17 protein-coding genes are annotated in these 20,865 nt (G+C 51.6%); 6 read left to right on the top strand and 11 right to left on the bottom strand.

Annotated elements, in window-relative coordinates:
* Nucleotides 1-67: 67 nt before the first annotated feature.
* Nucleotides 68-1,207, top strand: coding sequence for a patatin-like phospholipase family protein (locus C2M34_RS06750; protein ID WP_105258437.1), 1,140 nt, complete (start codon nt 68-70; stop codon nt 1,205-1,207).
* A gap of 16 nt (nt 1,208-1,223) precedes the next feature.
* Here C2M34_RS06750 and C2M34_RS06745 read toward each other — a convergent pair whose 3' ends face one another.
* From C2M34_RS06745 to lpxB, 7 genes are all read right to left on the bottom strand, one after another.
* On the bottom strand, nt 1,224-3,191 hold the full coding sequence (locus C2M34_RS06745; protein ID WP_105258384.1) for a monovalent cation:proton antiporter family protein: 1,968 nt from the start codon (nt 3,189-3,191) through the stop codon (nt 1,224-1,226).
* Nucleotides 3,192-3,386: 195 nt separating this feature from the next.
* The gene (locus tag C2M34_RS06740) at nt 3,387-3,713 is read right to left on the bottom strand and encodes a hypothetical protein (RefSeq protein WP_233999556.1); all 327 of its coding nucleotides are present in this window, start codon (nt 3,711-3,713) and stop codon (nt 3,387-3,389) included.
* 11 nt (nt 3,714-3,724) lie between these two features.
* Nucleotides 3,725-5,059 carry a tRNA lysidine(34) synthetase TilS gene (tilS, locus tag C2M34_RS06735; protein WP_158681402.1) on the bottom strand — a complete coding sequence of 445 codons (1,335 nt, stop codon included), beginning with the start codon at nt 5,057-5,059 and terminating at the stop codon, nt 3,725-3,727.
* Between the two features lie 64 nt (nt 5,060-5,123).
* Nucleotides 5,124-6,080: an acetyl-CoA carboxylase carboxyl transferase subunit alpha gene (gene accA, locus C2M34_RS06730; protein WP_105200518.1), complete on the bottom strand. Its 957-nt coding sequence runs from the start codon at nt 6,078-6,080 to the stop codon at nt 5,124-5,126.
* 16 nt (nt 6,081-6,096) lie between these two features.
* The gene (gene dnaE / locus C2M34_RS06725) at nt 6,097-9,588 is read right to left on the bottom strand and encodes a DNA polymerase III subunit alpha (protein WP_105200519.1); all 3,492 of its coding nucleotides are present in this window, start codon (nt 9,586-9,588) and stop codon (nt 6,097-6,099) included.
* Between the two features lie 3 nt (nt 9,589-9,591).
* Nucleotides 9,592-10,188: a ribonuclease HII gene (gene rnhB / locus C2M34_RS06720; RefSeq protein WP_105258382.1), complete on the bottom strand. Its 597-nt coding sequence runs from the start codon at nt 10,186-10,188 to the stop codon at nt 9,592-9,594.
* On the bottom strand, nt 10,178-11,335 hold the full coding sequence (gene lpxB, locus C2M34_RS06715; RefSeq protein ID WP_105258381.1) for a lipid-A-disaccharide synthase: 1,158 nt from the start codon (nt 11,333-11,335) through the stop codon (nt 10,178-10,180). The genes rnhB and lpxB overlap by 11 nt, the downstream gene beginning before the upstream one ends.
* Nucleotides 11,336-11,619: 284 nt before the next feature.
* On the opposite strand from lpxB, the gene C2M34_RS06710 reads away from it, so the two are divergent.
* From C2M34_RS06710 to cydC, 5 genes are read left to right on the top strand one after another with little or no spacing between them, the layout of a single operon-like run.
* Nucleotides 11,620-13,194, top strand: a complete 1,575-nt coding sequence (locus C2M34_RS06710; RefSeq protein WP_105258380.1) for a cytochrome ubiquinol oxidase subunit I — start codon at nt 11,620-11,622, stop codon at nt 13,192-13,194.
* A complete protein-coding gene (gene cydB, locus C2M34_RS06705) occupies nt 13,191-14,330 on the top strand; it encodes a cytochrome d ubiquinol oxidase subunit II (RefSeq protein WP_105200523.1) in 1,140 nt (379 codons plus the stop codon). Before C2M34_RS06710 ends, cydB begins: the two co-directional genes overlap by 4 nt.
* A gap of 9 nt (nt 14,331-14,339) precedes the next feature.
* A complete protein-coding gene (gene cydX / locus C2M34_RS06700) occupies nt 14,340-14,465 on the top strand; it encodes a cytochrome bd-I oxidase subunit CydX (protein ID WP_105190793.1) in 126 nt (41 codons plus the stop codon).
* Nucleotides 14,466-14,469: 4 nt separating this feature from the next.
* Nucleotides 14,470-16,248 carry a thiol reductant ABC exporter subunit CydD gene (gene cydD / locus C2M34_RS06695; RefSeq protein WP_105258379.1) on the top strand — a complete coding sequence of 593 codons (1,779 nt, stop codon included), beginning with the start codon at nt 14,470-14,472 and terminating at the stop codon, nt 16,246-16,248.
* Nucleotides 16,241-17,959, top strand: coding sequence for a thiol reductant ABC exporter subunit CydC (cydC, locus tag C2M34_RS06690; protein ID WP_105258378.1), 1,719 nt, complete (start codon nt 16,241-16,243; stop codon nt 17,957-17,959). The genes cydD and cydC overlap by 8 nt, the downstream gene beginning before the upstream one ends.
* Before the next feature lie 112 nt (nt 17,960-18,071).
* Here cydC and lpxA read toward each other — a convergent pair whose 3' ends face one another.
* From lpxA to C2M34_RS06670, 4 genes are read right to left on the bottom strand one after another with little or no spacing between them, the layout of a single operon-like run.
* Nucleotides 18,072-18,842: an acyl-ACP--UDP-N-acetylglucosamine O-acyltransferase gene (gene lpxA, locus C2M34_RS06685; protein ID WP_105200526.1), complete on the bottom strand. Its 771-nt coding sequence runs from the start codon at nt 18,840-18,842 to the stop codon at nt 18,072-18,074.
* Between the two features lie 2 nt (nt 18,843-18,844).
* Nucleotides 18,845-19,297: a 3-hydroxyacyl-ACP dehydratase FabZ gene (gene fabZ, locus C2M34_RS06680; RefSeq protein ID WP_105200527.1), complete on the bottom strand. Its 453-nt coding sequence runs from the start codon at nt 19,295-19,297 to the stop codon at nt 18,845-18,847.
* Nucleotides 19,298-19,318: 21 nt separating this feature from the next.
* Nucleotides 19,319-20,344 carry a UDP-3-O-(3-hydroxymyristoyl)glucosamine N-acyltransferase gene (gene lpxD, locus C2M34_RS06675; RefSeq protein ID WP_105258377.1) on the bottom strand — a complete coding sequence of 342 codons (1,026 nt, stop codon included), beginning with the start codon at nt 20,342-20,344 and terminating at the stop codon, nt 19,319-19,321.
* Entirely contained in the window at nt 20,344-20,862 is a 519-nt protein-coding gene (locus tag C2M34_RS06670; RefSeq protein WP_105258376.1) for an OmpH family outer membrane protein, read from the bottom strand. Before C2M34_RS06670 ends, lpxD begins: the two co-directional genes overlap by 1 nt.
* Nucleotides 20,863-20,865: the final 3 nt, after the last annotated feature.

Genomic DNA, 20,865 nt, shown 5'->3' with positions numbered 1-20,865 from the left:
CTATACGTTTCTTTTTACTGAAGAATCTTTTACATTAAAGCTAGGTCTCCATTTAAGTGCAAATAATATGCGAAAGCAAACTAATTGCGGTCAAAAAGGCACAGCATTGTTTTTAAGCGGCGGTGGCGCTCGTGCGGCTTATCAGGTGGGGGTGCTTAAGGCCCTCACTCATAGCCTACCGCGTACCGCCCCGCTACCGTTTCGTATTATCACCGGCACCTCTGCCGGGGCAATCAATTCCGTGGCATTAGGCTGCTGGGCGTCCTGTGCCCACTTGGCCAGCCGCAAGCTTGATGCGGTGTGGAGCCAATTTCATACCTCGGACGTCTACCGCAGTGACTTTGCCCATGTTTTTGGCCATATCCTTCGCAACATACTTACCAGCTTTCGCTCCGGCCATGCCAACCATGCCCCGGGCAGCCTGTTTAATAACGCGCCTCTTAGGCGCCTGCTGGCCGACGTCCTGCCTATGGAGCGCATCGACCGCAATATTCACCGCGGGATCATAGATGCCTTGGCGGTCACCGCTTCGAATTACAGTAACGGCGATTCCATTACCTTTTTTCAAAGCCATAACGCCGAACCCTGGCAACGGGTGAGACGCCAGGGACTAAAAACCCGTATCCATATGGAACACCTGATGGCCTCCAGTGCCATCCCCGTGGTGTTCCCCAGTGTAAGAATTCGACAGCAATATTATGGTGATGGTTCCATCCACCAAATGTCACCGCTTTCGAGTGCCATTCACCTTGGCGCCGATCGCATTTTTGTTATCGGTGTCGAGGCCCCGAAAGATGAAAACCGCAAGTATGCCCCGCATTATCCGGGTATCTCGCATATTGCCGGCCACCTGCTAGACAGTGTGTTCGCCGATACCCTGCTGGCAGATCTGGAACGCGTTGAACGCATTAACCGTACCCTAAGCCTGCTAAAAGACCGTGAAGACCACAAAGAGCTCAAGCATATCGACACCTTTGTTATTAATCCCTCGCACAACTTTAATACCATAAGCAGCGAATATTACGACGATATGCCCCTCGCCATTCGCTTGTTACTGCGTGGCTTTGGTGTGAAGCGCTACAGCGAGTCAAGCTTACCCAGCTACCTGCTCTTTGAGAAACGCTATACCCAACATTTGATCGACCTCGGCTACCAGGACGGACTCGATAAATTACCCGAGCTGCGCCACTTTTTGAGTTTGGATTAGCTCAAGCATGAATTGATCAGGCTTCGCTACCATTGAGTAAGTAACGCTCGGCACGCTCCACCCTGCGCGGCTTGCCCTTAAGCACCAGCACATCCTGACCTTGCAAAACAGTATCGGCGCAAGGGTCGTCAATTTCCTCACCATGGCGGCGCATAGCCGCCAGACTAACCCGGCGCAGACCCAGATTTAATTCGGCAATGGTTTTACCCACAGCATAGGCGTTATCCCCTAAGGCCATCACATGCAGATACTCTAAACGGTCGCTGTGAAGCTCTCTGTGTAGGGCCTCATCGCTAATATAAAAGCTATGCAATAGGGAATAACGATTTTCCCGTTCCTGACTCACACGCCGTAGGATCCGCTTCATGGGTACGCCACTCATAAACAAAACATGGGAAGAGAGCATTAGACTCGCCTCCAGCGACTCGGGCACCACTTCCGAGACGCCGCATTCTTTGAGCTCTTCGAGGTGCGCATCATCCGGCATCCGCGCTAAAATTTTAACCTCAGGAGCAACCTCTTTGATCACCTCGGTCACTAATTTGACCTTAGCCAGATCAGTGAAGGTGATCACCACGAGGCGCGCATTGGCGGTGCCCGCACGCTGGAGAATCCCCTTTTGTGTGGCATCGCCGAACATCAAGGGATAATTGGCCAAACGGCCTTGCTGAACCAGGTAGGGGTCTAAGTCTATGGCCACAAAGGGCAGCGCTTCGGCACGTAAAAAACGGCTGATATTTTGACCGACTCGACCAGAACCGCAAATGATCACATGTTCGCTCTGGCGCTCATCGACACAATTGATCTGATCCGGCTCGCTTGAAGTTGCAAAGAGGCGGTGCACCCAGCGCGGCGCGCAGTCGATCAGATAAGGGGTGATAGCCATAGACAACACGCCCACAGCAATAAGCAAGGACGCTAACTCGGTAGCCAAAATGCCATGGGTTTTCGCCAAGGCCACCAGCACAAAGCCAAATTCACCCATTTGACAAAGCATGATGGCGGCACTGAAGGCATCGGTTTTACGCTCCCCCATTAGCTGGGCTATCAGCGCTAAAATGACCCATTTAAGCAACATCATGGCCACCAACACCGCAAGCACTATATGCAGATTAGAGAACACATAAAGCAGGCTCAGTTGCATGCCCACGGTAACAAAAAACAAGCCCATCAGAATGTCGCGAAATGGGCGTATATCGCTTTCCAATTGATGCCGGTATTGGCTCTCACCAAGCATCATACCGGCCAAAAAGGCACCCAGGGCCATGGACAGACCAAACCAATAGGTCAATCCACCGGCGAACAGGGTTACCAGCAAGGTGGTGAGTACAAAAAGCTCTTCATTGCGCATCCGCGCCACTTCATTAAAGATAAGCGGCAACAGCCACTTGCCTATGGCCCACAGCAAGGCGCAAACCAAGGCGCCCTTGCCGAGCGCAAAGGCCAGGCTATAAAGTAACGATTGCTCCGTGTCGTTTGCCAGTAAAGGGATGGCGATCAGCAAGGGCACCACGGCCAGATCCTGAAATAACAAGACACCCACAGCCAACTGGCCGCGACGCTTTTGCAACTGGCCGCTGTCTTTAAGGCATTTCACCACCACGGCGGTAGACGACAATGCTACCAGGGTCGCCACAGCAAAAGCACTTAGGGTATCGAAAGAAAATAACCACAGGCAGAAAAAGAAAACGCTCGAGGTCACCAGCACTTGTAATAAACCAACGCCAAATACGATATTGCGCATCGCCAACAAGCGGGGAAAAGAGAACTCTAGGCCTAGACTAAAGAGCAGAAATACGATGCCGAGCTCGGCAATGCCATGCATCTGTGAGCCGCTGGCAAGCCAGTCGAAACCGTGGGGACCGGCCATAATTCCGGTGACCAGATAGGCGAGAATCACCGGCAGACCCAGGCGTTTAAACAGCCATACCAGCACCACTGCGCTGACTAACAAGCCAATAACTTCGATAAACAGCTGCTGCATGGCGCTCCTGTAACGTCAACACCCGACCAACCAATGACCCTTCACTAACTATAGCAAGGCGTTGTTTTATGGCTAGTTTGAATTACAGGCACAGTTCTAGCATGGAAATGCTAGACGAAGTTAATATTCACAGCGGTACATATTGAGCGCGCCGATATGGCCTGAACAGGCCAAATTCAGTGCTCGTAACACCTATCACGGCGCCCCGGGTTTATCTGCCGTGCCATTGACGAGCTTAAGCGCCCATAACGACAACCAAAAACCACAAAAGAACGCCAAAATAAGCTGAAACAGGGAAATAAAGTTTGGTAACTCGGCGAAGATCACGGCCAGCAAGGGCACCAACAAGCCAAGAATAAAATAGATGCCACCCTTACCCAGCCAATAAGCGAGTAACAAAACACCGCAACCGACGCCGGCAATAAGCGCAATCACCAATACAGACCACATTGGCCCATAAACACCGACCACCACAGCCAGCAAAATCAAGGTAACCAGCGTAGCCAAGGGTGCTTTTTGCACCAAAGATAAACCTACATGAGGGGGCTTTGGGGAAGAGTTGGTTTCAATTGCCATTGCAATCCTTGTTGTGCCAAAAAGTCGTAATTATAAAAGTAACCCACCACGGCCACTAGGGTATCGCCATAAAAAATAAGCGGGATACGTTGGCGCTCCCAGGGCGGTACCTTGAGCTCTTTGAGCCAGTGACTTAGTTTATTGCCATAGGGTTTGTGCTGTGGACGAATACGGGCATTAAGCACACCAAAGCGCACCCAGACCTGCTCATCGGCATTTGGCGCTCTGACTCCCTGCCCCGGCTCACAGGTTAAAACACGTGCATCTTTCAGGATATGGGCGCCCGGGCAACTTAGTTGCTGTGCCAATAATTCGACTTGGTTTTCAACCAAGTACAGCTGCTCATTAAAGCGACGCACACTCACCTCAGCGCCACTATGAGTGCGCAGCGATAAACTCGGCTGACTATCGGCACGGGCACTTAACAGCTGCTCGCACAGGCTTTGCAGCTGCAATTGCGAAGGCATGGCCACATCATGGCTTTGCAGCCAGTAGCGCAACACATTATTGGCACGAGCCGCGCCTAAGGCCATTAATGGCGCCAGGCTTAGCTGCTGCGGATTAACAGCCAATTGAGTTAAGTCTTGGGCGGCAATCTCATCAAGCAGGTGCTGCTGCTGTTGCAGTAACTCAGTGGTTTGCGCCACCTTAGCGCTAAAGCCGGGGAAACGTTTGTTAAGTAGCGGCAAGACCTGGTTACGCAGAAAGTTACGGTCGAAGCGGCTGTCATCATTGGACTCGTCGTGAATATGCTCAAAGCCATGACTTTCGACATAGTGCGCTAATTGCTTACGACTAATACCCAGTAAGGGTCTAAGTAAAGGACGTTGTTGCCAGTAGCTTAGCGCCTGCATGCCGCCAAGTCCCTTGAGACCGGCACCACGCTTCAAGCGCAGGAAGAAGGTTTCTACCTGGTCGTCACTATGCTGACCCAAAAGCAGCGCATAGCCTGCAGGCAAGGCCATATCCATGGCTTGATAACGAGCCTGACGCGCCTTGGCTTCAATGCCCAGCCTGGTTTTATCCGACAGCGTAACCCGCTCGTTATAAAAGGCAATACCACGCATCCGACATTGCTCGGCACTAAAGGCCAGCCAATGATCGGCGTTGGCACTTAAACCATGATGGATATGAATGGCGCACAAGGGCATGCCCTTATCCTTGGCATAACGCTGGGCAAGCTCAAGCAACACCATGGAATCGAGGCCGCCGCTCAGAGCAACCGCCAAGCCTTGGCAGTCGGGCAGCTCATTAAGGAGGTGTGCTAATTGTGTGGCAAAGCGTGTATACATAAGGCTGGCCATTAGGCGATATTAGACTGGCATTAAAAAAGGCCGACTGAGCGGCCTTTTTTGCTTAACAGTAACCGAAGCTCATTAAGCGTTTGTAGCGCAAGTCCAGCATTTCTTCAACGCTGTTTTGACGCAGGTCGGCCAGGTCACGCTTAAGCTGTGCCTTCAGGCTCTTGGCCATGGCATCGTAGTTGCGGTGCGCGCCGCCTAACGGCTCTTCGATAATGTTGTTGATCAAATCCAACTCTTTAACGCGCTGCGCGGTTACACCCATGGCTTCAGCAGCCAATGGTGCTTTCTCAGCACTCTTCCATAGGATTGATGCACAACCTTCTGGAGAAATTACCGAATAAGTGCTGTATTGCAGCATGTTAACGCGGTCACCCACACCAATAGCAAGGGCACCACCTGAACCACCTTCACCGATCACGGTACAGATGGTTGGTACTTTCAACGCTGCCATTACTTTTAGGTTACGGGCGATGGCCTCACTTTGACCGCGCTCTTCCGCGCCTACACCTGGGTAGGCACCCGGAGTGTCGATAAAGGTGAAAATTGGCATTTTAAAACGCTCGGCCATTTCCATCAGGCGCAAGGCCTTACGGTAACCTTCCGGCTTTGGCATACCAAAGTTACGTTTGATCTTTTCAGCTGTGTCACGGCCTTTTTGCTGACCGATAACCATAACCGGCTCACCATCTAAACGCGCTACACCACCAAGAATGGCCGGATCGTTTGCAAATGCACGATCGCCCGCGAGTTCGTCGAACTCGGTAAAAATACGCTCGATGTAATCACGTGTGTAAGGACGCAGGGGGTGACGAGCCAGTTGAGAGACCTGCCAGGCACCTAGTTCAGAAAAGATTTTATTAGTTAGTTCAACACTTTTCTCTTTTAGGCGACCGACTTCTTCTTCCAGCCCTAAATCCAGCTCGCCCGCTCGACTGACGTGACGTAGCTCTTCAATCTTCGCTTCCAATTCGGCAATTGGCAGTTCGAAATCCAAATAATTGAGACTCATGCGCTCATTAACCCATTTAATTAAATTCTAATTCTATATTTTGTGCCGCCATCAGGGATAACTTATGAATTAAGTCATCCGCAGGCGTCACACACCATTGTGTTCCTAGTTCCAGCTCAGCCAAGGCATCTGGTCGCCGGTACAGTATTTTTACCGGACAGGTGCCAAACTTATACGGTTCCAGCACTTTTTCCAACTTTTCGAAGAAGTTGTCGTCAACTTGTGCCATATCCACCGTCATTTTCATCGCTTTAATGCGTTTTTCACGGGCCTCGGCGAGGGTACAGACGTCTCGGGCGGTCATTGTAATGCCGCCAGAGAAGTTATCAAAGCTGACCTGTCCAGTTATCACCAAGATATTGTTGATTTGCAGCAATTCTTGGAACATTTCAAACTGTTCTGGGAATAAGCGTACATCAAGACGGGCACTCTTGTCATCTAAGGTGATTAATCCCCAGCGTTTATTCTTCTTATTTATCAAAGTTCGGGCGCTGATCACCAAGCCCGCCGCCGTGGTTTGCACATCTCGCTCGGTCGGCGTCAGATCGACGAGTTTACCGCTAGTATAGTGCTTAAGTTCGCCACGATACTGATTTATTGGGTGCCCGGTTAGGAATAATCCCAGTGTTTCACGCTCACCGTCAAGCCATTGATTATCGGTAAAGTATGGCACTCGTTTAAAGGCTTGTTCAACCTCTTCCGGCTCAGTGGCAAGCAGGCCAAAGAGGTCGCCCTGCCCCAGTTGCTCAGCCTTATTGTGCTGCTCGGCGGATTTAATCGCCTCGGGCAATGAAGCCATCAAGATGGCGCGACCACCCTGCACAGGATCCGGTCCCAGCTTATCCATGGCACCGGCCATAATCAGCTTTTCGATAACCCGCTTATTAAGGCGCTTTAAATCAACTCGGGCACAGAAGTCGAACAGATCCTTAAACGGCCCTTCCTGCTCACGGGCGCTCAAAATCGCTTCTACCGGGCCTTCACCCACGCCTTTGATGGCACCTATGCCGTAGACAATCTCGCCTTGCTTGTTCACGGTAAACTTATACAGGCCGGCGTTTACATCCGGTGGCAACAAGGTGAGCTTCATGTTTTCACATTCGTCCACCAGGGTAACGATTTTATCCGTGTTATCCATATCCGCCGACATTACCGCAGCCATAAATTCGGACGGATAATGAGTTTTCATCCACAGGGTCTGATACGACACCAGGGCATACGCGGCGGAGTGTGATTTGTTAAAACCATAACCGGCGAATTTCTCTACCAAGTCGAAGATTTTCATCGCCAGTTCGCCGTCAACGCCATTTTGTATCGCCCCTTCTTCGAAGGTCGAGCGCTGCTTGGCCATTTCTTCCGGCTTCTTCTTACCCATGGCTCGACGTAATAAGTCGGCGCCACCGAGCGAGTACCCGGCGAGAACCTGGGCGATTTGCATAACCTGCTCCTGATACAGGATTACGCCATAGGTCGGCTCCAAAATGGGTTGCAAGCTGGTGTGCTGGTACTGGGCATCCGGGTAAGAGATTTCCTCGTTACCATGCTTACGGTCGATAAAGTTATCTACCATGCCCGATTGCAGTGGCCCCGGACGGAACAGGGCCACCAGGGCTATCATATCTTCGAAGCAGTCCGGCTTAAGACGGCGAATCAGGTCTTTCATACCGCGGGATTCGAGCTGGAACACAGCCGTGGTCTCGGCGCGCAGCAGCAGCTCGATACTGGGTCTGTCATCCAGCGGAATGGCATTGATATCCACCGGCTCTTTGCCCTCACGGGCGAGACGCTCATTGGTCATATCCAGGGCCCACTGCAAAATAGTCAGTGTACGCAGACCCAGGAAGTCGAATTTAACCAGACCGGCGGTTTCTACATCGTTCTTATCGAACTGGGTAACCGGGAACTTGCCCTCTTCATCGCAGTACAGGGCGGCAAAATCTGTGATGGTAGTCGGTGAGATTACAACACCACCGGCGTGTTTACCGGCATTACGAGTACAGCCCTCGAGAATACGGCACATGTCTATCAGGTCGCGTACTTCCTCGTCACCATCATAGGCTTCGGGTAAACGCGGTTCGATTTCAAATGCTTTGGCCAGGGTCATACCCGGATCGCCAGGGATCAGCTTGGAAATTCGGTCGACGAAACCATAAGGGTGACCCAGCACCCGGCCCACGTCACGAATAACCGCCTTGGCCGCCATGGTACCAAAGGTGATAATCTGGGATACCGCATCGCGGCCATACAACTTGGCTACGTGGTCTATTACCTCATCGCGGCGGTCCATACAGAAGTCGACGTCGAAGTCGGGCATGGAGACCCGCTCTGGGTTTAGAAATCGCTCGAATAGCAGGTCAAACTGCAACGGATCCAGGTCGGTGATCTTCAGGGCATAGGCCACAAGTGAACCTGCACCCGAGCCCCGCCCCGGGCCCACGGGAATATTGTTATCTTTGGACCACTGGATGAACTCCATTACGATCAAGAAGTAACCGGGGAATCCCATTTGGTTGATTACATCGAGCTCGATTTGCAAACGCTCGTCGTATTCACCGCGGCGCTCGGCACGCACCTGCTCGTCAGGGAATAAAAACTGTAAACGCTCTTCAAGGCCATCGCGGGATACCTTAACCAGGAAGTCCTCGATTTTCAGCGAACCCGTGGGGTAATCCGGCAAGAAATAGGTGCCCAGTTGCACTGTCACATTACAGCGCTTGGCAATTTCCACCGTGTTTTGCAGCGCCTCGGGAATATCGCTAAACAGCTCGGTCATTTGCTCGGGCGTTTTTAGATATTGCTCCTGCGAGAAGCGCTTGGGTCTGCGCTTATCTTCCAGGGTGTAACCATCGTGGATAGCCACACGAATTTCATGGGGCTCAAAGTCATCCGGTTTTAAGAAGACCACTTCGTTGGTGGCCACCACCGGCAGCTGATGCGCATAGGCGTGCTCAACCGCCAGGTGTAAATAGGTTTCTTCGTCGGCGCGGGAGGTGCGGATCAGCTCTAAATAATAATCACCGGGGAAATGGGTGCGATAAAACTGGCTGATCTCTTCGATAATACCGGCGTTGCCCTTAAGCAGTGCCTTACCCAAGTCACCGTCTTTACCACCGCTGATAATGATCAGGCCTTCGCCATGCTCCGCCAGCCAGTCTCTGTCGACCATGGCACGGTGCATCACATGACCACGCAAATAGGCCTTGGAAATAAGCAAGGTGAGGTTTTTATAACCCTGATTGTTTTTCGCCAGCAGTAATAAACGACAAGGCTCGTCGGGAAATTCCGGGGTATTGAGCCAGATATCGGCACCGACTATGGGCTTAATGCCGGCGCCATGAGCAGCACCATAAAAGCGCACCAGGCCGCAGAGGTTCATTTGATCGGTAATAGCCAGGGCACTGAGTTGCAACTCCTGCGCCTTGGCGACTATGGGCTTGGTTTTAGCCAGGCCATCGACCATGGAAAAGTCACTGTGAACCCGTAAATGAACGAACTGAGGTGCTGCCATTGCTTATTGTCCTCGCTCGGCCAGTACCCTTTGTACGGGCTTAAAACTTTTTCTGTGCTGCTCAAGGGCACCATGCTCGGCCAAGGCTTCAAAATGCGCCTTGGTCGGATAGCCTTTATGCCCGGCAAAACCATATTGAGGATACTGGGCATCAAGCTCGATCATTTCCTGATCGCGCGCCACCTTGGCCAAAATGGATGCGGCACTGATCTCTGCCACCAGCGCATCCCCTTTCACCACGGCCTGCGCCGCCATATCGAGCGCCGGCAAACGGTTGCCATCGACAAACACAAAATCTGGGGTAATATCCAAACCGGCTACGGCGCGGCTCATGGCCAGCATGGTAGCGTGGAGAATATTGAGCTCGTCAATCTCTTCCACCGTGGCGCGGGCAATACAGTAACTCAGGGCTTTTTCTTTGATTTCTTCGCTCAGTGCCTGGCGCTTTTTATCGCTTAGCTTTTTCGAGTCGGTCAGACCGGCAATGGGCTTATTGGGGTCGAGGATCACCGCGGCGGTGACCACATCGCCCACTAAGGGTCCGCGCCCTACTTCATCGACACCGGCAATATATTGTACGTCTGGGCGATTAATTTGCATCGATAAGCTCCAATACGGCTTTGGCCGCCTGACGGCTGGCATCACAACGAATATTCTGATGGATTTCGGTAAAGCGAGCGATTAAGGCGCTGTTATCACCGTACAGGCGCGGCTCCAGCGCCGCACACAAGGCGTCGACATTGCATTCATGTTGCAAATACTCGGGCACCAATTCTTCATCGGCCAGCAGGTTCGGCAGCGAGAAATACTTGATGGTAAAGGTAAAGACGTTTTGCACCATCCAGTAGGTCATAGGTTTAAGCTTATAGCCCACCACCATGGGCTTTTTATACAACATGCCTTCCAATGAGGCGGTCCCGGAGGCCAGCAAAATGGCGTCGCTGGCCTGCATGGCTAAGCTGGACTGACCGTCAAGCAGGATGGCCTTAAGCTTTGGCGCATGCTCCTGTTGCAGTGCTAAAAACTGCTCCTTACGCGCTTCATTAACCAAAGGCACCACCACCTTTAAGTCCGGATTTTGCTGTTGCAAACGCTCAGCGGTTTGCGCATAGGTAGGGGTTAGCAAGCCAACCTCGGAGCCTCGGCTGCCGGGTAGCAAAGCAAGTACCTTATCCTGATGGGATAAACCTAATTGCTCCCGCGCCTGGGTATTATCCTGTTCAACGGCAATATCATCGGCCAGGGTGTGACCGACAAAGGTGCAGGGCACCTGATGCTCATCGTAAAATGCTTTTTCAAAGGGTAACAGGGACAACACCAGGTTAGTGGCTTTGGCGATTTTATGAATACGTTTTTGTCGCCATGCCCACACCGAAGGGCTGACATAATGCACAGTCGTGATGCCCGCTTCTTTAAGCGGCTGTTCAACACGCAGATTAAAATCCGGCGCATCGATACCGACAAACACATCCGGCGGGTTAGCGATAAAATGCTGCACCAGTTCTTTGCGAATACGCAGCAGGCGTGGCAAACGCGAGAGCACCTCAACCAAGCCCATCACAGACAACTCTTCCATATCAAACAGGCTGTCACAGCCTAGCGCCTGCATGCGCGGGCCACCGATGCCGACAAACTCTGCATCCGGGTGAGATTTCAAGATCGCTTTCATCAGGCCTTCGCCGAGAATGTCGCCCGACATTTCTCCGGCAACAATACCGATACGTAGAGGTTTAGCTGCTGCGCTCATCTAAAGGGGGTTTCCCATATACCACTGTTATTATTAACAGCCTAGTCTACCCTGTTTAGGGTGTGCTTAAAACCTTAGCGGAGCACAAATCCACGGCGCTGAAAAATAGCCGATTTTTTCATCCCTTGGCACAGAGCGCAAGCCGGCTGTTTTTTCATCGCAATGAATTTTTTTATAAATTAGCAGCTGCTAATGTGTGGTTGACTGTTAACCAATAAGTACGGATACTATGCAAACTTTCAGTTATTACTGAAAGTTCAAACATCTTACATTAGGGGTAAACCATGATAGATGAATCCTTTGTAGACATATCCCGTCTGCAATTTGCAATAACGGCCTTCTATCACTTTTTATTCGTGCCACTGACGTTAGGGATGACATGGATTTTGGTGATAATGGAATCCGTCTATGTGATGACAGGGCGAGAAATATATCGTGATATGACCAAGTTTTGGGGCAAGTTATTCGGTATCAACTTTGCGCTTGGGGTCGCCACCGGACTGACCATGGAGTTCGAATTCGGTACCAACTGGTCCTACTATTCGCATTATGTCGGCGACATCTTCGGCGCGCCGCTCGCTATCGAAGGCCTGATGGCTTTCTTCCTCGAATCCACCTTTGTTGGCATGTTCTTCCTCGGCTGGGACCGTCTGACCAAGGTGCAACACCTGGGTGTTACCTTTCTCATGGCCATAGGTACCAACCTCTCGGCGCTGTGGATCCTTATCGCCAACGGCTGGATGCAAAACCCAGTGGGCTCAGAATTTAATTACCAAACCATGCGCATGGAAATGCAAAGCTTTGGCGAGCTGGTCTTCAACCCGGTTGCCCAGGTGAAGTTTATTCATACCGTGTCCGCCGGTTATGTCGCCGCGTCCATGTTTGTGCTTGGGATCAGCGCCTATTACCTGCTTAAAGGGCGCGACGTGGCCTTTGCCAAACGCTCGTTTTCGGTGGCCTGTAGCTTTGGTTTAGCCTCGGTGCTCTGTGTCATCTTGCTCGGCGATGAGTCCGGTTATGAGGTTGGCGAGGTGCAAAAGGTTAAACTGGCCGCCATTGAAGCTGAATGGGAAACCGAACCCGCCCCCGCCGCCTTTACCCTATTCGGCATTCCCGACTCAGAAGCACAGGAAACCCATGCCGCGGTTAAAATCCCCTATGTGATGGGCATTATCGCCACCCGCTCCCTTGATGAAGAGGTCACTGGTATCAAGGAGTTACAGCAGCAGCACGAGGTGCGTATCCGCAGCGGCATGATTGCCTATCGCTATCTGGAAAAGTTGCGCAATGGTGATACCCGCCCCGAGATCGTTGCCGAATTTGACAAGTACAAGGCCGATCTCGGCTATGGCTTGTTGCTTAAGCGCTATCGCGATGATGTCTATAACGCCAGTGAAGAAGAAATCGCTATGGCGGTGAAGGACTCGATCCCTGCCGTCGGTCCGCTATTCTGGACCTTCCGCGTTATGGTGGCCTGTGGAATGATCATGCTGTTTATCTTCGCCGCTTCTTTCTATTACAACGCCAAGCGGGTGATTGAGAAAAAACGCTGGCTGCTTAAGGCCGCCTTATTTGCCATTCCCCTACCCTGGATAGCCATAGAAACAGGTTGGTTTGTGGCCGAGTTCGGTCGCCAACCCTGGGCAATTTCCGAAGTGCTGCCCACCTTTATGGCCACCTCCAGCCTGACCTTTAATGATGTGCTGATCTCCCTGACCGGCTTTATTATCTTCTACACCATACTCGCCATTATCGAGGTGTGGTTGATGCTGCACTTTATTAAACAGGGTCCCAGCTCGCTGCACACCGGCAAGTATTATTTTGAACGCCAGGCCGCCCTTAAGGAGACTCAGGTATGATTTTCGATTACGAAACCCTAAAACTGATCTGGTGGCTGTTAATTGGTGCCCTGCTTATCGGCTTTGCCATCACCGATGGTATGGACATGGGCGCCGCGGTCTTGCTGCCCTTTGTCGCCAAAAAAGATGTCGAGCGCCGTGTGGTAATTAACACCGTCGGCGCACACTGGGACGGCAACCAAGTCTGGCTGATCACCGCCGGTGGCGCCTTATTTGCAGCCTGGCCAATGGTGTATGCAGCGGCTTTTTCCGGCTTTTACTTCGCCATGATGCTGGTGCTGTTTGCGCTGTTTTTCCGCCCCTTGGCCTTTGACTATCGCTCCAAGCTGGATAACCCGTCTTGGCGCAACCGTTGGGACTGGGCACTCTTTGCCGGCAGCTTTATTCCGGCACTCATTTTTGGTGTCGCCTTTGGCAACCTGATCCAAGGGGTGCCCTTGCATATAGATAATCTTATGCGGGTCAGCTACTTGGGCTCTTTCTTTGCTTTGCTCAACCCCTTTGCCCTGCTTTGTGGCCTTATTAGCGTCACCATGTTGGTCGCCCATGGCGGTCTATGGTTGCAACTGCGCACCGTAGATCCGGTCGCCTCACGCGCCGCTAAATTGGGTCGCCTGGCATTGATCCTAGCTCTGGTGGGCTTTGCCATTGCCGGAGTCTGGTTAACGCAAATCGAGGGCATGCAAATTATCACCATGGCCGAGCCCGGTAGTCATGCCGATCCCTTGGCAAAAACAGTGAAAACAGGCACCGGTTTATGGCTCGATGGCTACCAGCAGCGGCCGTGGAGTATGGCCTTCCCAGTGCTGGCTTATGTGGCTGGCGTATTGGCTCTGCTTTGCTCTTGGCGCAACAAGGCCGGACTGGGCTTTATCCTCACCAGCTTAATGCTGGTTGGCATTATTATGACTTTTGGCGCCAGCCTGTTCCCCTTCATCATGCCTTCAAGCCATGATGCCAATATGAGTCTGACCATTTGGGATGCGGTTTCCAGCCATATGACCCTTAACATCATGTTTATCGTGGTGGCACTGCTGCTGCCCATAGTCCTGAGTTACACCACCTGGTGTTATGTGAAGATGTGGCGTCGAGTCAGTCATGAAGAAATCGAAAACAACTCTCACGGCAGCTATTAAGGAGGCATTATGTGGTATTTCGCTTGGATATTAGGAGTACTCTTTGCCGTTGCTTTCGGCGTAATTAATGTGATGTGGTATGAAATGCAACAGCACACCGACAGTATTGCAGACGACGAGCAGGAGCACTTCTAAGCTCATGAACCCCCAACCAAATCGCGCGCAGCAACTCCAGCTGCGCGCCTTTTTAAAGGAATTTACCCGCCCCCATAACCGCCCTTTGCTGCTAAGCATATTTTTGGGCTTTAGCAGTGGCGTGTTGATGATCATCAGTTGCTATGTGCTGGCGCAGTTGTGCCATAAGGTGATGTTTGCCGGGCAAGACTTAGCCGAGCAGACACAAGCCCTGTACTTGCTGGCGGGATTAGGTCTACTGCGGGCGCTCTTGATAGGAGCCAGTCGCGCCATAGCTGAGCGCAGTGCACTCAATATCAAGCTGGCGATGCGTGAAGCTCTGTGGAAAGCCTTGGTCAAACAGCAAGAAAACGGCTCAGCGAGCCGCCCGGCATCGGAGTGGGTACTCACCCTCAACCAGGGAGTGGAAGCTCTGCACGATTACTTCGCCAAATACCTGCCGGCGGTAGCCTATGCTGGGCTTATTCCCTTTGCCATTATCGCCGTGGTATTTCCCATCGACTGGAAGTCCGGGCTTATTTTTCTTATTACCGCGCCGCTTATTCCATTTTTTATGATCCTCATTGGCTATAAGGCGCAAGCGCTGAATGAGCGAAATTGGCAACGCCTACAGTATATGGGGCAGTTCTTTTTTGACCGCCTAAACGGCCTGACTCAATTAAAACTATTTAACAGCGCCCAGAGCCAGGTTAAGCGCGTTGAGCAGATGGCGGATCAGTTTCGTATATCGACTCTGTCGGTATTACGTATCGCCTTTATTTCCACCCTGGCGCTGGAATTTTTAGCCACCATCAGCATTGCCTTGGTGGCCGTGATCATCGGCTTTCGTTTATATTTCGGCACCCTGGATTTTGCCACAGGTTTTGTGGTGCTCTTGTTGGCACCTGAGTTTTATCTGCCACTGCGTCAGTTGGGGCAGCATTACCATGCCAAGCTCAAGGGTCTGGCCTGCGCCGACTCCATGCTGGCGCTTTTGAGCACACAAGAGCTGCAGCAAGCTCCTCTGCCAAAAAATACGCGGGATAAGGCCAAGCTAGCATCTATCACCAAGTTAGAAGTGCAGGAGTTATCCCTGAGCCTCGATGAGGGCGCCAATGCGGTGCTAAAAAATATCAGCTTTAGCACCGAAGCTAACGGCATACTCGCCCTGGTAGGCCAAAGCGGCGCCGGCAAATCCACCCTGATGGACTGCTTGATGGGCTTATATCCGCAAGCAAACTCGGCCATACGCATCAATGGCATACCGTTAACGGATATCGATATTGCCAGCTATCAACAGCGCATTGCCTGGGTCGCGCAAACGCCCACCTTATTCAGTGGCACCCTGGCCGAGAATATTGCCCTTGGCAGCGAGTCTATCGACCTTGAGGCTATACGCGCGCTTTGTAAAGAGCTGGATTTGGACGCCTTTATCATGGCTCTGCCCCATCAGTACGATACAAAAATCGGCGAATTGGGCCAGGGTCTATCCGGCGGTCAGATACAACGTCTGGCCCTGGCCAGAGCCCTATTACGGCAACCGGATGTGATCTTTTTAGACGAGCCCACGGCGGCGCTCGATAAGCTTAGCGAACAAAAGGTGCAGGCCTGTCTTGGGCGCATCAGCGCACACACCCTGGTGGTGATCATTGCCCATAGACTCAATACCTTGAGCCAAGCCAATCAGGTCCTGGTACTTAAACAGGGTGAGCTGATAGAACAAGGCAGCTATAACGAGCTTGCCGCCGATACTCATTCTCAGCTTGGCAGCATGCTTAAGGCGCCGGAGGTGGTTTATGGCTAATTGGCGCTTTCTTATTTCCCTCATTCGCCCCCACCTTGGCTGGGCGCTGTTAGGTCTATTTTTGGCTTTTCTTGCCCTGGCCGCCAATATTACCCTGCTGGCCGTTTCCGCCTGGTTTTTGGCGGCCATGGCCGCCGCGGGTTTACAAGGGATGACCATGAACTACTTCACCCCGGCGGGCATTATTCGCTTCCTGGCCATCGTTCGTACCGCCAGCGGCTACGCCCAGCGCCTGGTCAATCACAACACCACCTTTTTAATACTTAAAACCCTGCGGGTGCGCATTTTCGCCGCCCTCACCCAGGCCCCCTTGCAGAGCTTTACCAGTGTCGGGCAACGCCTGTCACAGTTGCAGGAAGACGTTGAACAACTCGATGAATTCTATATCGGCGTTCTGGTACCCCTGTTATTGGCTATCATGGCCTTACCCTTAATTGCCTGGGTGCTCGGCAGCTACAGCCCTGTGCTGCTGCTGGTGACCCTTGCGGCCTTGCTCATTACCGGAGTCATCTTGCCCGCCTGGCTTAGTCGTAATCTAAAAGGAGTCGGCAAACGCACACAGGATGCGCAAAGCAAGTTAAGTGAATGCCTGGTAGAGGGCGCGCGCGGCTTAAAAGAGCTGCATTTGGCGGGCGCCGCACAACAATATTGGCAAGATCTGGATAAGGCGCAGCAAGCGCTGGCCAAAGAGCAACAAAAGGCACATCGCTGGTTTGCCATCCATCAGGGACTGTCACTGCTTATCAGCCAGCTGACGATAGTTATGGCACTTGTGGCCTTGATCCCACTGGTCAATAGCGGTCAGTTGGCACAGGTTGAGCTGGCCATGCTGGTGCTCTTGGTATTAGGTGCCTTTGAGTCCGTGTTAATGCTGCCCGATGCCATGCTAAAACTGGAACTCACCTTGGCCAGCGCCGGGCGCATTCGCGCCCAACTAGCCGAAGTGGATAAAACGCCAACACAGGTGCAACAAGGAAAAGCGCACGCCGAGCTTATCTTCTCCCTCGACCGAGTTTGCTTTGCCTACCCAAATCAGCCCCCTGTTTTTCAATCCTTGTCCCTGGACATAAAGCGAGGTGAGAAGCTCGCGATAGTAGGCAGAAGCGGCGCCGGCAAGTCCACCTTGCTTGGCCTGCTAACGGCGCAGCTCCAGCCACAACAGGGAACGTTTTTGGCGTTTGATACTCACGTAGAGATGCTAGACCCCGCTTGGCTTAATCAAGAGTTGGGCGTGCTGAATCAATTCAGCCACACCTTTAGCGCCACCATCAAAGAAAACCTGCTTCTTGCCAAGGAGGATGCCACTGATGAAGAAATCTGGTCGGCGCTCGAACAGGCGCAACTGGCGGCCACGGTAAAGCAAATGACTAAGCGCCTGGACACCCAAGTAGGAGCCACCGGACGCCAGCTGTCCGCCGGCGAAGCCAGGCGTTTGCACCTGGCGCAACTATTTTTGCGCGACCCACAAGTGCTGATATTGGATGAACCCACCCGCGGCCTGGACGGTGATAATCAAAGCAAGGTCTTTGATGCGGTCTTAACCCTGACACAAAACAAAACCCTGGTCATAAGCACTCATGAAACTTCACTGCTGAGTCATATGGATAAGGTGTTGTGGATGGACGAAGGCCAGATAAAAGCTGTGGCTAGCCACAAGGAGCTATATCAGCTGTATGAGGAGTATCGTGCCATCAGCCAGTTGCTTAACTAGCGAAACAGCCGCAATCACATTTACACAGGCATAAAAAAAGCGCTAACCGGGTTTACCAACCGAGTTAGCGCTTTTTCATATATTTCTGCTCTGCTAGTTTGCAGCTCTTATACTAACGAATAATGCCGCGCGTAGAGCTGTTAACCAAGTCGATCATAGGCTGAATGGCTGGGAAGTTAGCCACTTCCTCTTGCAGCTGTGCCAGTGCTTCATCGGCCTTCAATCCCTTACGGAACAAGGTCTTATAAGCACGGCGCAGGGCCATGATTTCGTCAGATTCAAAACCGCGACGCTTCAAGCCTTCGGTATTGATAGCCACCGGGCGCGCAGGCGTGCCGATTGTAGTCACATACGGTGGCACATCCTGGTTTACACCCGAGTACATGCCGATAAAGGCATGAGCCCCCACTTTACAGAACTGATGCACGCCTGAGTTACCCGCTAGGATCACCCAGTCACCTATGTGCACGTGGCCCGCGACACTGGCGTTATTGGCAAAAATAACGTTGTCGCCAATCACTGCGTCATGCGCAACATGGGTATAGGCCATAAACAGGTTATTGCTGCCAATCTTGGTGATACCCTGATCCTGAATGGTGCCACGGTGAATGGTGGCGCATTCGCGAATAATATTGTTATCACCTATGATAAGCTGCGTTGGTTCATCCTTGTATTTTTTATCCTGGCACGCCTCGCCTACCGATGCGAATTGAAAGATGTGGTTGTTTTTGCCGATTTTAGACGGCCCTTTTACTACCACATGAGATTCAATAATAGTACCTGCACCGATTTCAACGTCATTGCCTATATAGCTATAAGCGCCAACTTGAACATCATCAGCAAGTTTTGCACCGGGTTCGATAATTGCGGTCGGATGGATCACGATTAAAACTCTCTTCTTGCACACATTAGTTCGGCGCTGCACACGACTTTATCGTCAACGCGTGCTTCGCCGTAGAATTTCCACATATTGCGGCGCTCTTTTAAGAACTTTACATGCAAGTGCATGGTATCGCCAGGTAATACCGGCTGCTTAAAGCGCGCATTGTCGATGGCTGCAAACAAGTATAGCTCGTTCTCACCACGATTTTCTGTGGTTTTAAAACCCAATAGACCTGTCGCCTGGGCCATGGCTTCAAGGATCATCACGCCTGGGAAAATTGGCTGCTCAGGAAAGTGACCGGTAAAGATCGGCTCATTGATGGTCACATTTTTGATTGCATGCAGGCTTTCACCCGGGGTGTAATCTAACACCTTGTCCACCAACAGCATCGGATAACGGTGCGGTAGTAAACTCATTATCTCTTGAATATCTAAGCTATTTAACTGATTAGCCAACTTCTTTTCCTTAAAACAAAGTTATTCTTGTGACTTAAGCTCGGCCTCAATGGCCTTTATACGCTTATTCATGTCACCAATATTGCGCAGGTGCGCTATGGTACGACGCCACTCTTTATTCTTGCTGTGCGGCAAGCCCGAGGAGTAAATACCCGGCTCGTTGATGCCACTGGTAACCATATTCATACCGGTTAGCACCACCTTATCGCAGATCTCTACATGACCTGTGATGGCACTTAGACCACCTATCTGGCAATAACGACCTATTTTGGTACTCCCCGCCACCACGGTACAGCCGGCAATAGCGGTGCCTTCGCAAATTTCCACATTGTGGGCAATTTGACACTGGTTATCGATAATCACGTTATCGTGGATAATAGTGTCGTCGATAGCGCCCCGATCTATGGTGGTACTGGCGCCAATCTCAACGCGGTCGCCGATTATAACAGATCCGACCTGAGGGATCTTCACCCATTGGCCACGCTCATTGGCATAACCAAAGCCATCGGCACCAATCACAGTATTGGCTTGCACTAAGCAGTGTTCGCCCAACTGCACCTGATGGTAAACAGTCACGTTATTCCATAACTTGGTATGGGCACCGATTTGCGCATCTTTGCCGATAAAACAATGGGAACCAATTTGCGCATGCTCGCCAATCACTGCACCGGCTTCAATCACCACTAATGGGCCGATATTGGCGCTGGCGCTGACCTTGGCATCCGGGCTGATCACTGCACTGGGATGAATCCCCTGAGCCGCAGCCGGCGTGCTGTCGAGCAGCTGCGCCAACTTAGCATAGGCCACATAAGGGTCCTGGCAAATCAGTTTGTTGCCGGCGAAGTGCTCGGCATCGGCGGCACTGAGGATCACAGCACCGGCTTTCGTATCGACCAACTGGCTACGATACTTTTTATTCGCTAAAAAACTAATATGCGCCGCAGTTGCTTTTCCAAGCGTCTGTATGCCAACTACTTCAAGGGTGCCGTCACCAATAAGCTCGGCACCTAAGTGTTGGGCGATGTCAGCTAAGCTTTTTGCCATCATTACTTCTTACTTACGCGCTCAACCACTTTTTCTGACAGGTCAGTCACTTCTTTAGGGTTGAAGTAGATAGTACCGTCTTTAACTTTCACTTCGTCGAAATCACCGTCTTTGGCAATTTCTTCAATAGCCGTAATAATGGTTTTCTGTAGCTTGGCCAACTCTTGGTTTTGACGTTGCTTGATTTCTTGCTCTAGCGGACGACCTTTTTCGTTAAACTGCTTTTGCATGCTGTTGATCTTGTCACCAAGCGCTTTCTTCTGGTCTTCGCTCATGGTTGGCGCTTCACGCTGAAACTTTTCCATTTCAAAACGGATATCGCCCTGCAGCTTTTCAAGTTCTTGACGACGCTCAGAGAATTCACTTTTCAATGTATTGTCGATAGCCGCAGTTTGTGGCACCTGAGAGTAGATGGTTTGCATATCAACAATACCAACCTTATGCGCCAAAGCCTGTACCGAAGTACCCATGGTTAGTGCCGCTAATACTACTAGTGCTGTGTTTTTAAATAGTTTGTTCACAGA

The sequence above is a fragment of the Pseudoalteromonas sp. T1lg88 genome (assembly GCF_002964765.1).
In the GTDB taxonomy this organism is placed as follows: Bacteria; Pseudomonadota; Gammaproteobacteria; order Enterobacterales; family Alteromonadaceae; genus Pseudoalteromonas.
This window is presented reverse-complemented; position numbering and strand designations above follow the sequence as displayed.

What these genes read in the sequence shown, in the direction of transcription:
- cydC (WP_105258378.1), top strand. Translation starts at nt 16,241, where the DNA reads ATGGCTAATTGGCGCTTTCTTATTTCCCTCATTCGCCCCCACCTTGGC.
- C2M34_RS06750 (WP_105258437.1), top strand. Translation starts at nt 68, where the DNA reads ATGCGAAAGCAAACTAATTGCGGTCAAAAAGGCACAGCATTGTTTTTA.
- cydD (WP_105258379.1), top strand. Translation starts at nt 14,470, where the DNA reads ATGAACCCCCAACCAAATCGCGCGCAGCAACTCCAGCTGCGCGCCTTT.
- lpxD (WP_105258377.1), bottom strand. Translation starts at nt 20,344, where the DNA reads ATGATGGCAAAAAGCTTAGCTGACATCGCCCAACACTTAGGTGCCGAG.
- lpxB (WP_105258381.1), bottom strand. Translation starts at nt 11,335, where the DNA reads ATGAGCGCAGCAGCTAAACCTCTACGTATCGGTATTGTTGCCGGAGAA.
- accA (WP_105200518.1), bottom strand. Translation starts at nt 6,080, where the DNA reads ATGAGTCTCAATTATTTGGATTTCGAACTGCCAATTGCCGAATTGGAA.
- cydB (WP_105200523.1), top strand. Translation starts at nt 13,191, where the DNA reads ATGATTTTCGATTACGAAACCCTAAAACTGATCTGGTGGCTGTTAATT.
- cydX (WP_105190793.1), top strand. Translation starts at nt 14,340, where the DNA reads ATGTGGTATTTCGCTTGGATATTAGGAGTACTCTTTGCCGTTGCTTTC.
- C2M34_RS06710 (WP_105258380.1), top strand. Translation starts at nt 11,620, where the DNA reads ATGATAGATGAATCCTTTGTAGACATATCCCGTCTGCAATTTGCAATA.
- C2M34_RS06745 (WP_105258384.1), bottom strand. Translation starts at nt 3,191, where the DNA reads ATGCAGCAGCTGTTTATCGAAGTTATTGGCTTGTTAGTCAGCGCAGTG.
- dnaE (WP_105200519.1), bottom strand. Translation starts at nt 9,588, where the DNA reads ATGGCAGCACCTCAGTTCGTTCATTTACGGGTTCACAGTGACTTTTCC.
- rnhB (WP_105258382.1), bottom strand. Translation starts at nt 10,188, where the DNA reads ATGCAAATTAATCGCCCAGACGTACAATATATTGCCGGTGTCGATGAA.
- tilS (WP_158681402.1), bottom strand. Translation starts at nt 5,059, where the DNA reads ATGTATACACGCTTTGCCACACAATTAGCACACCTCCTTAATGAGCTG.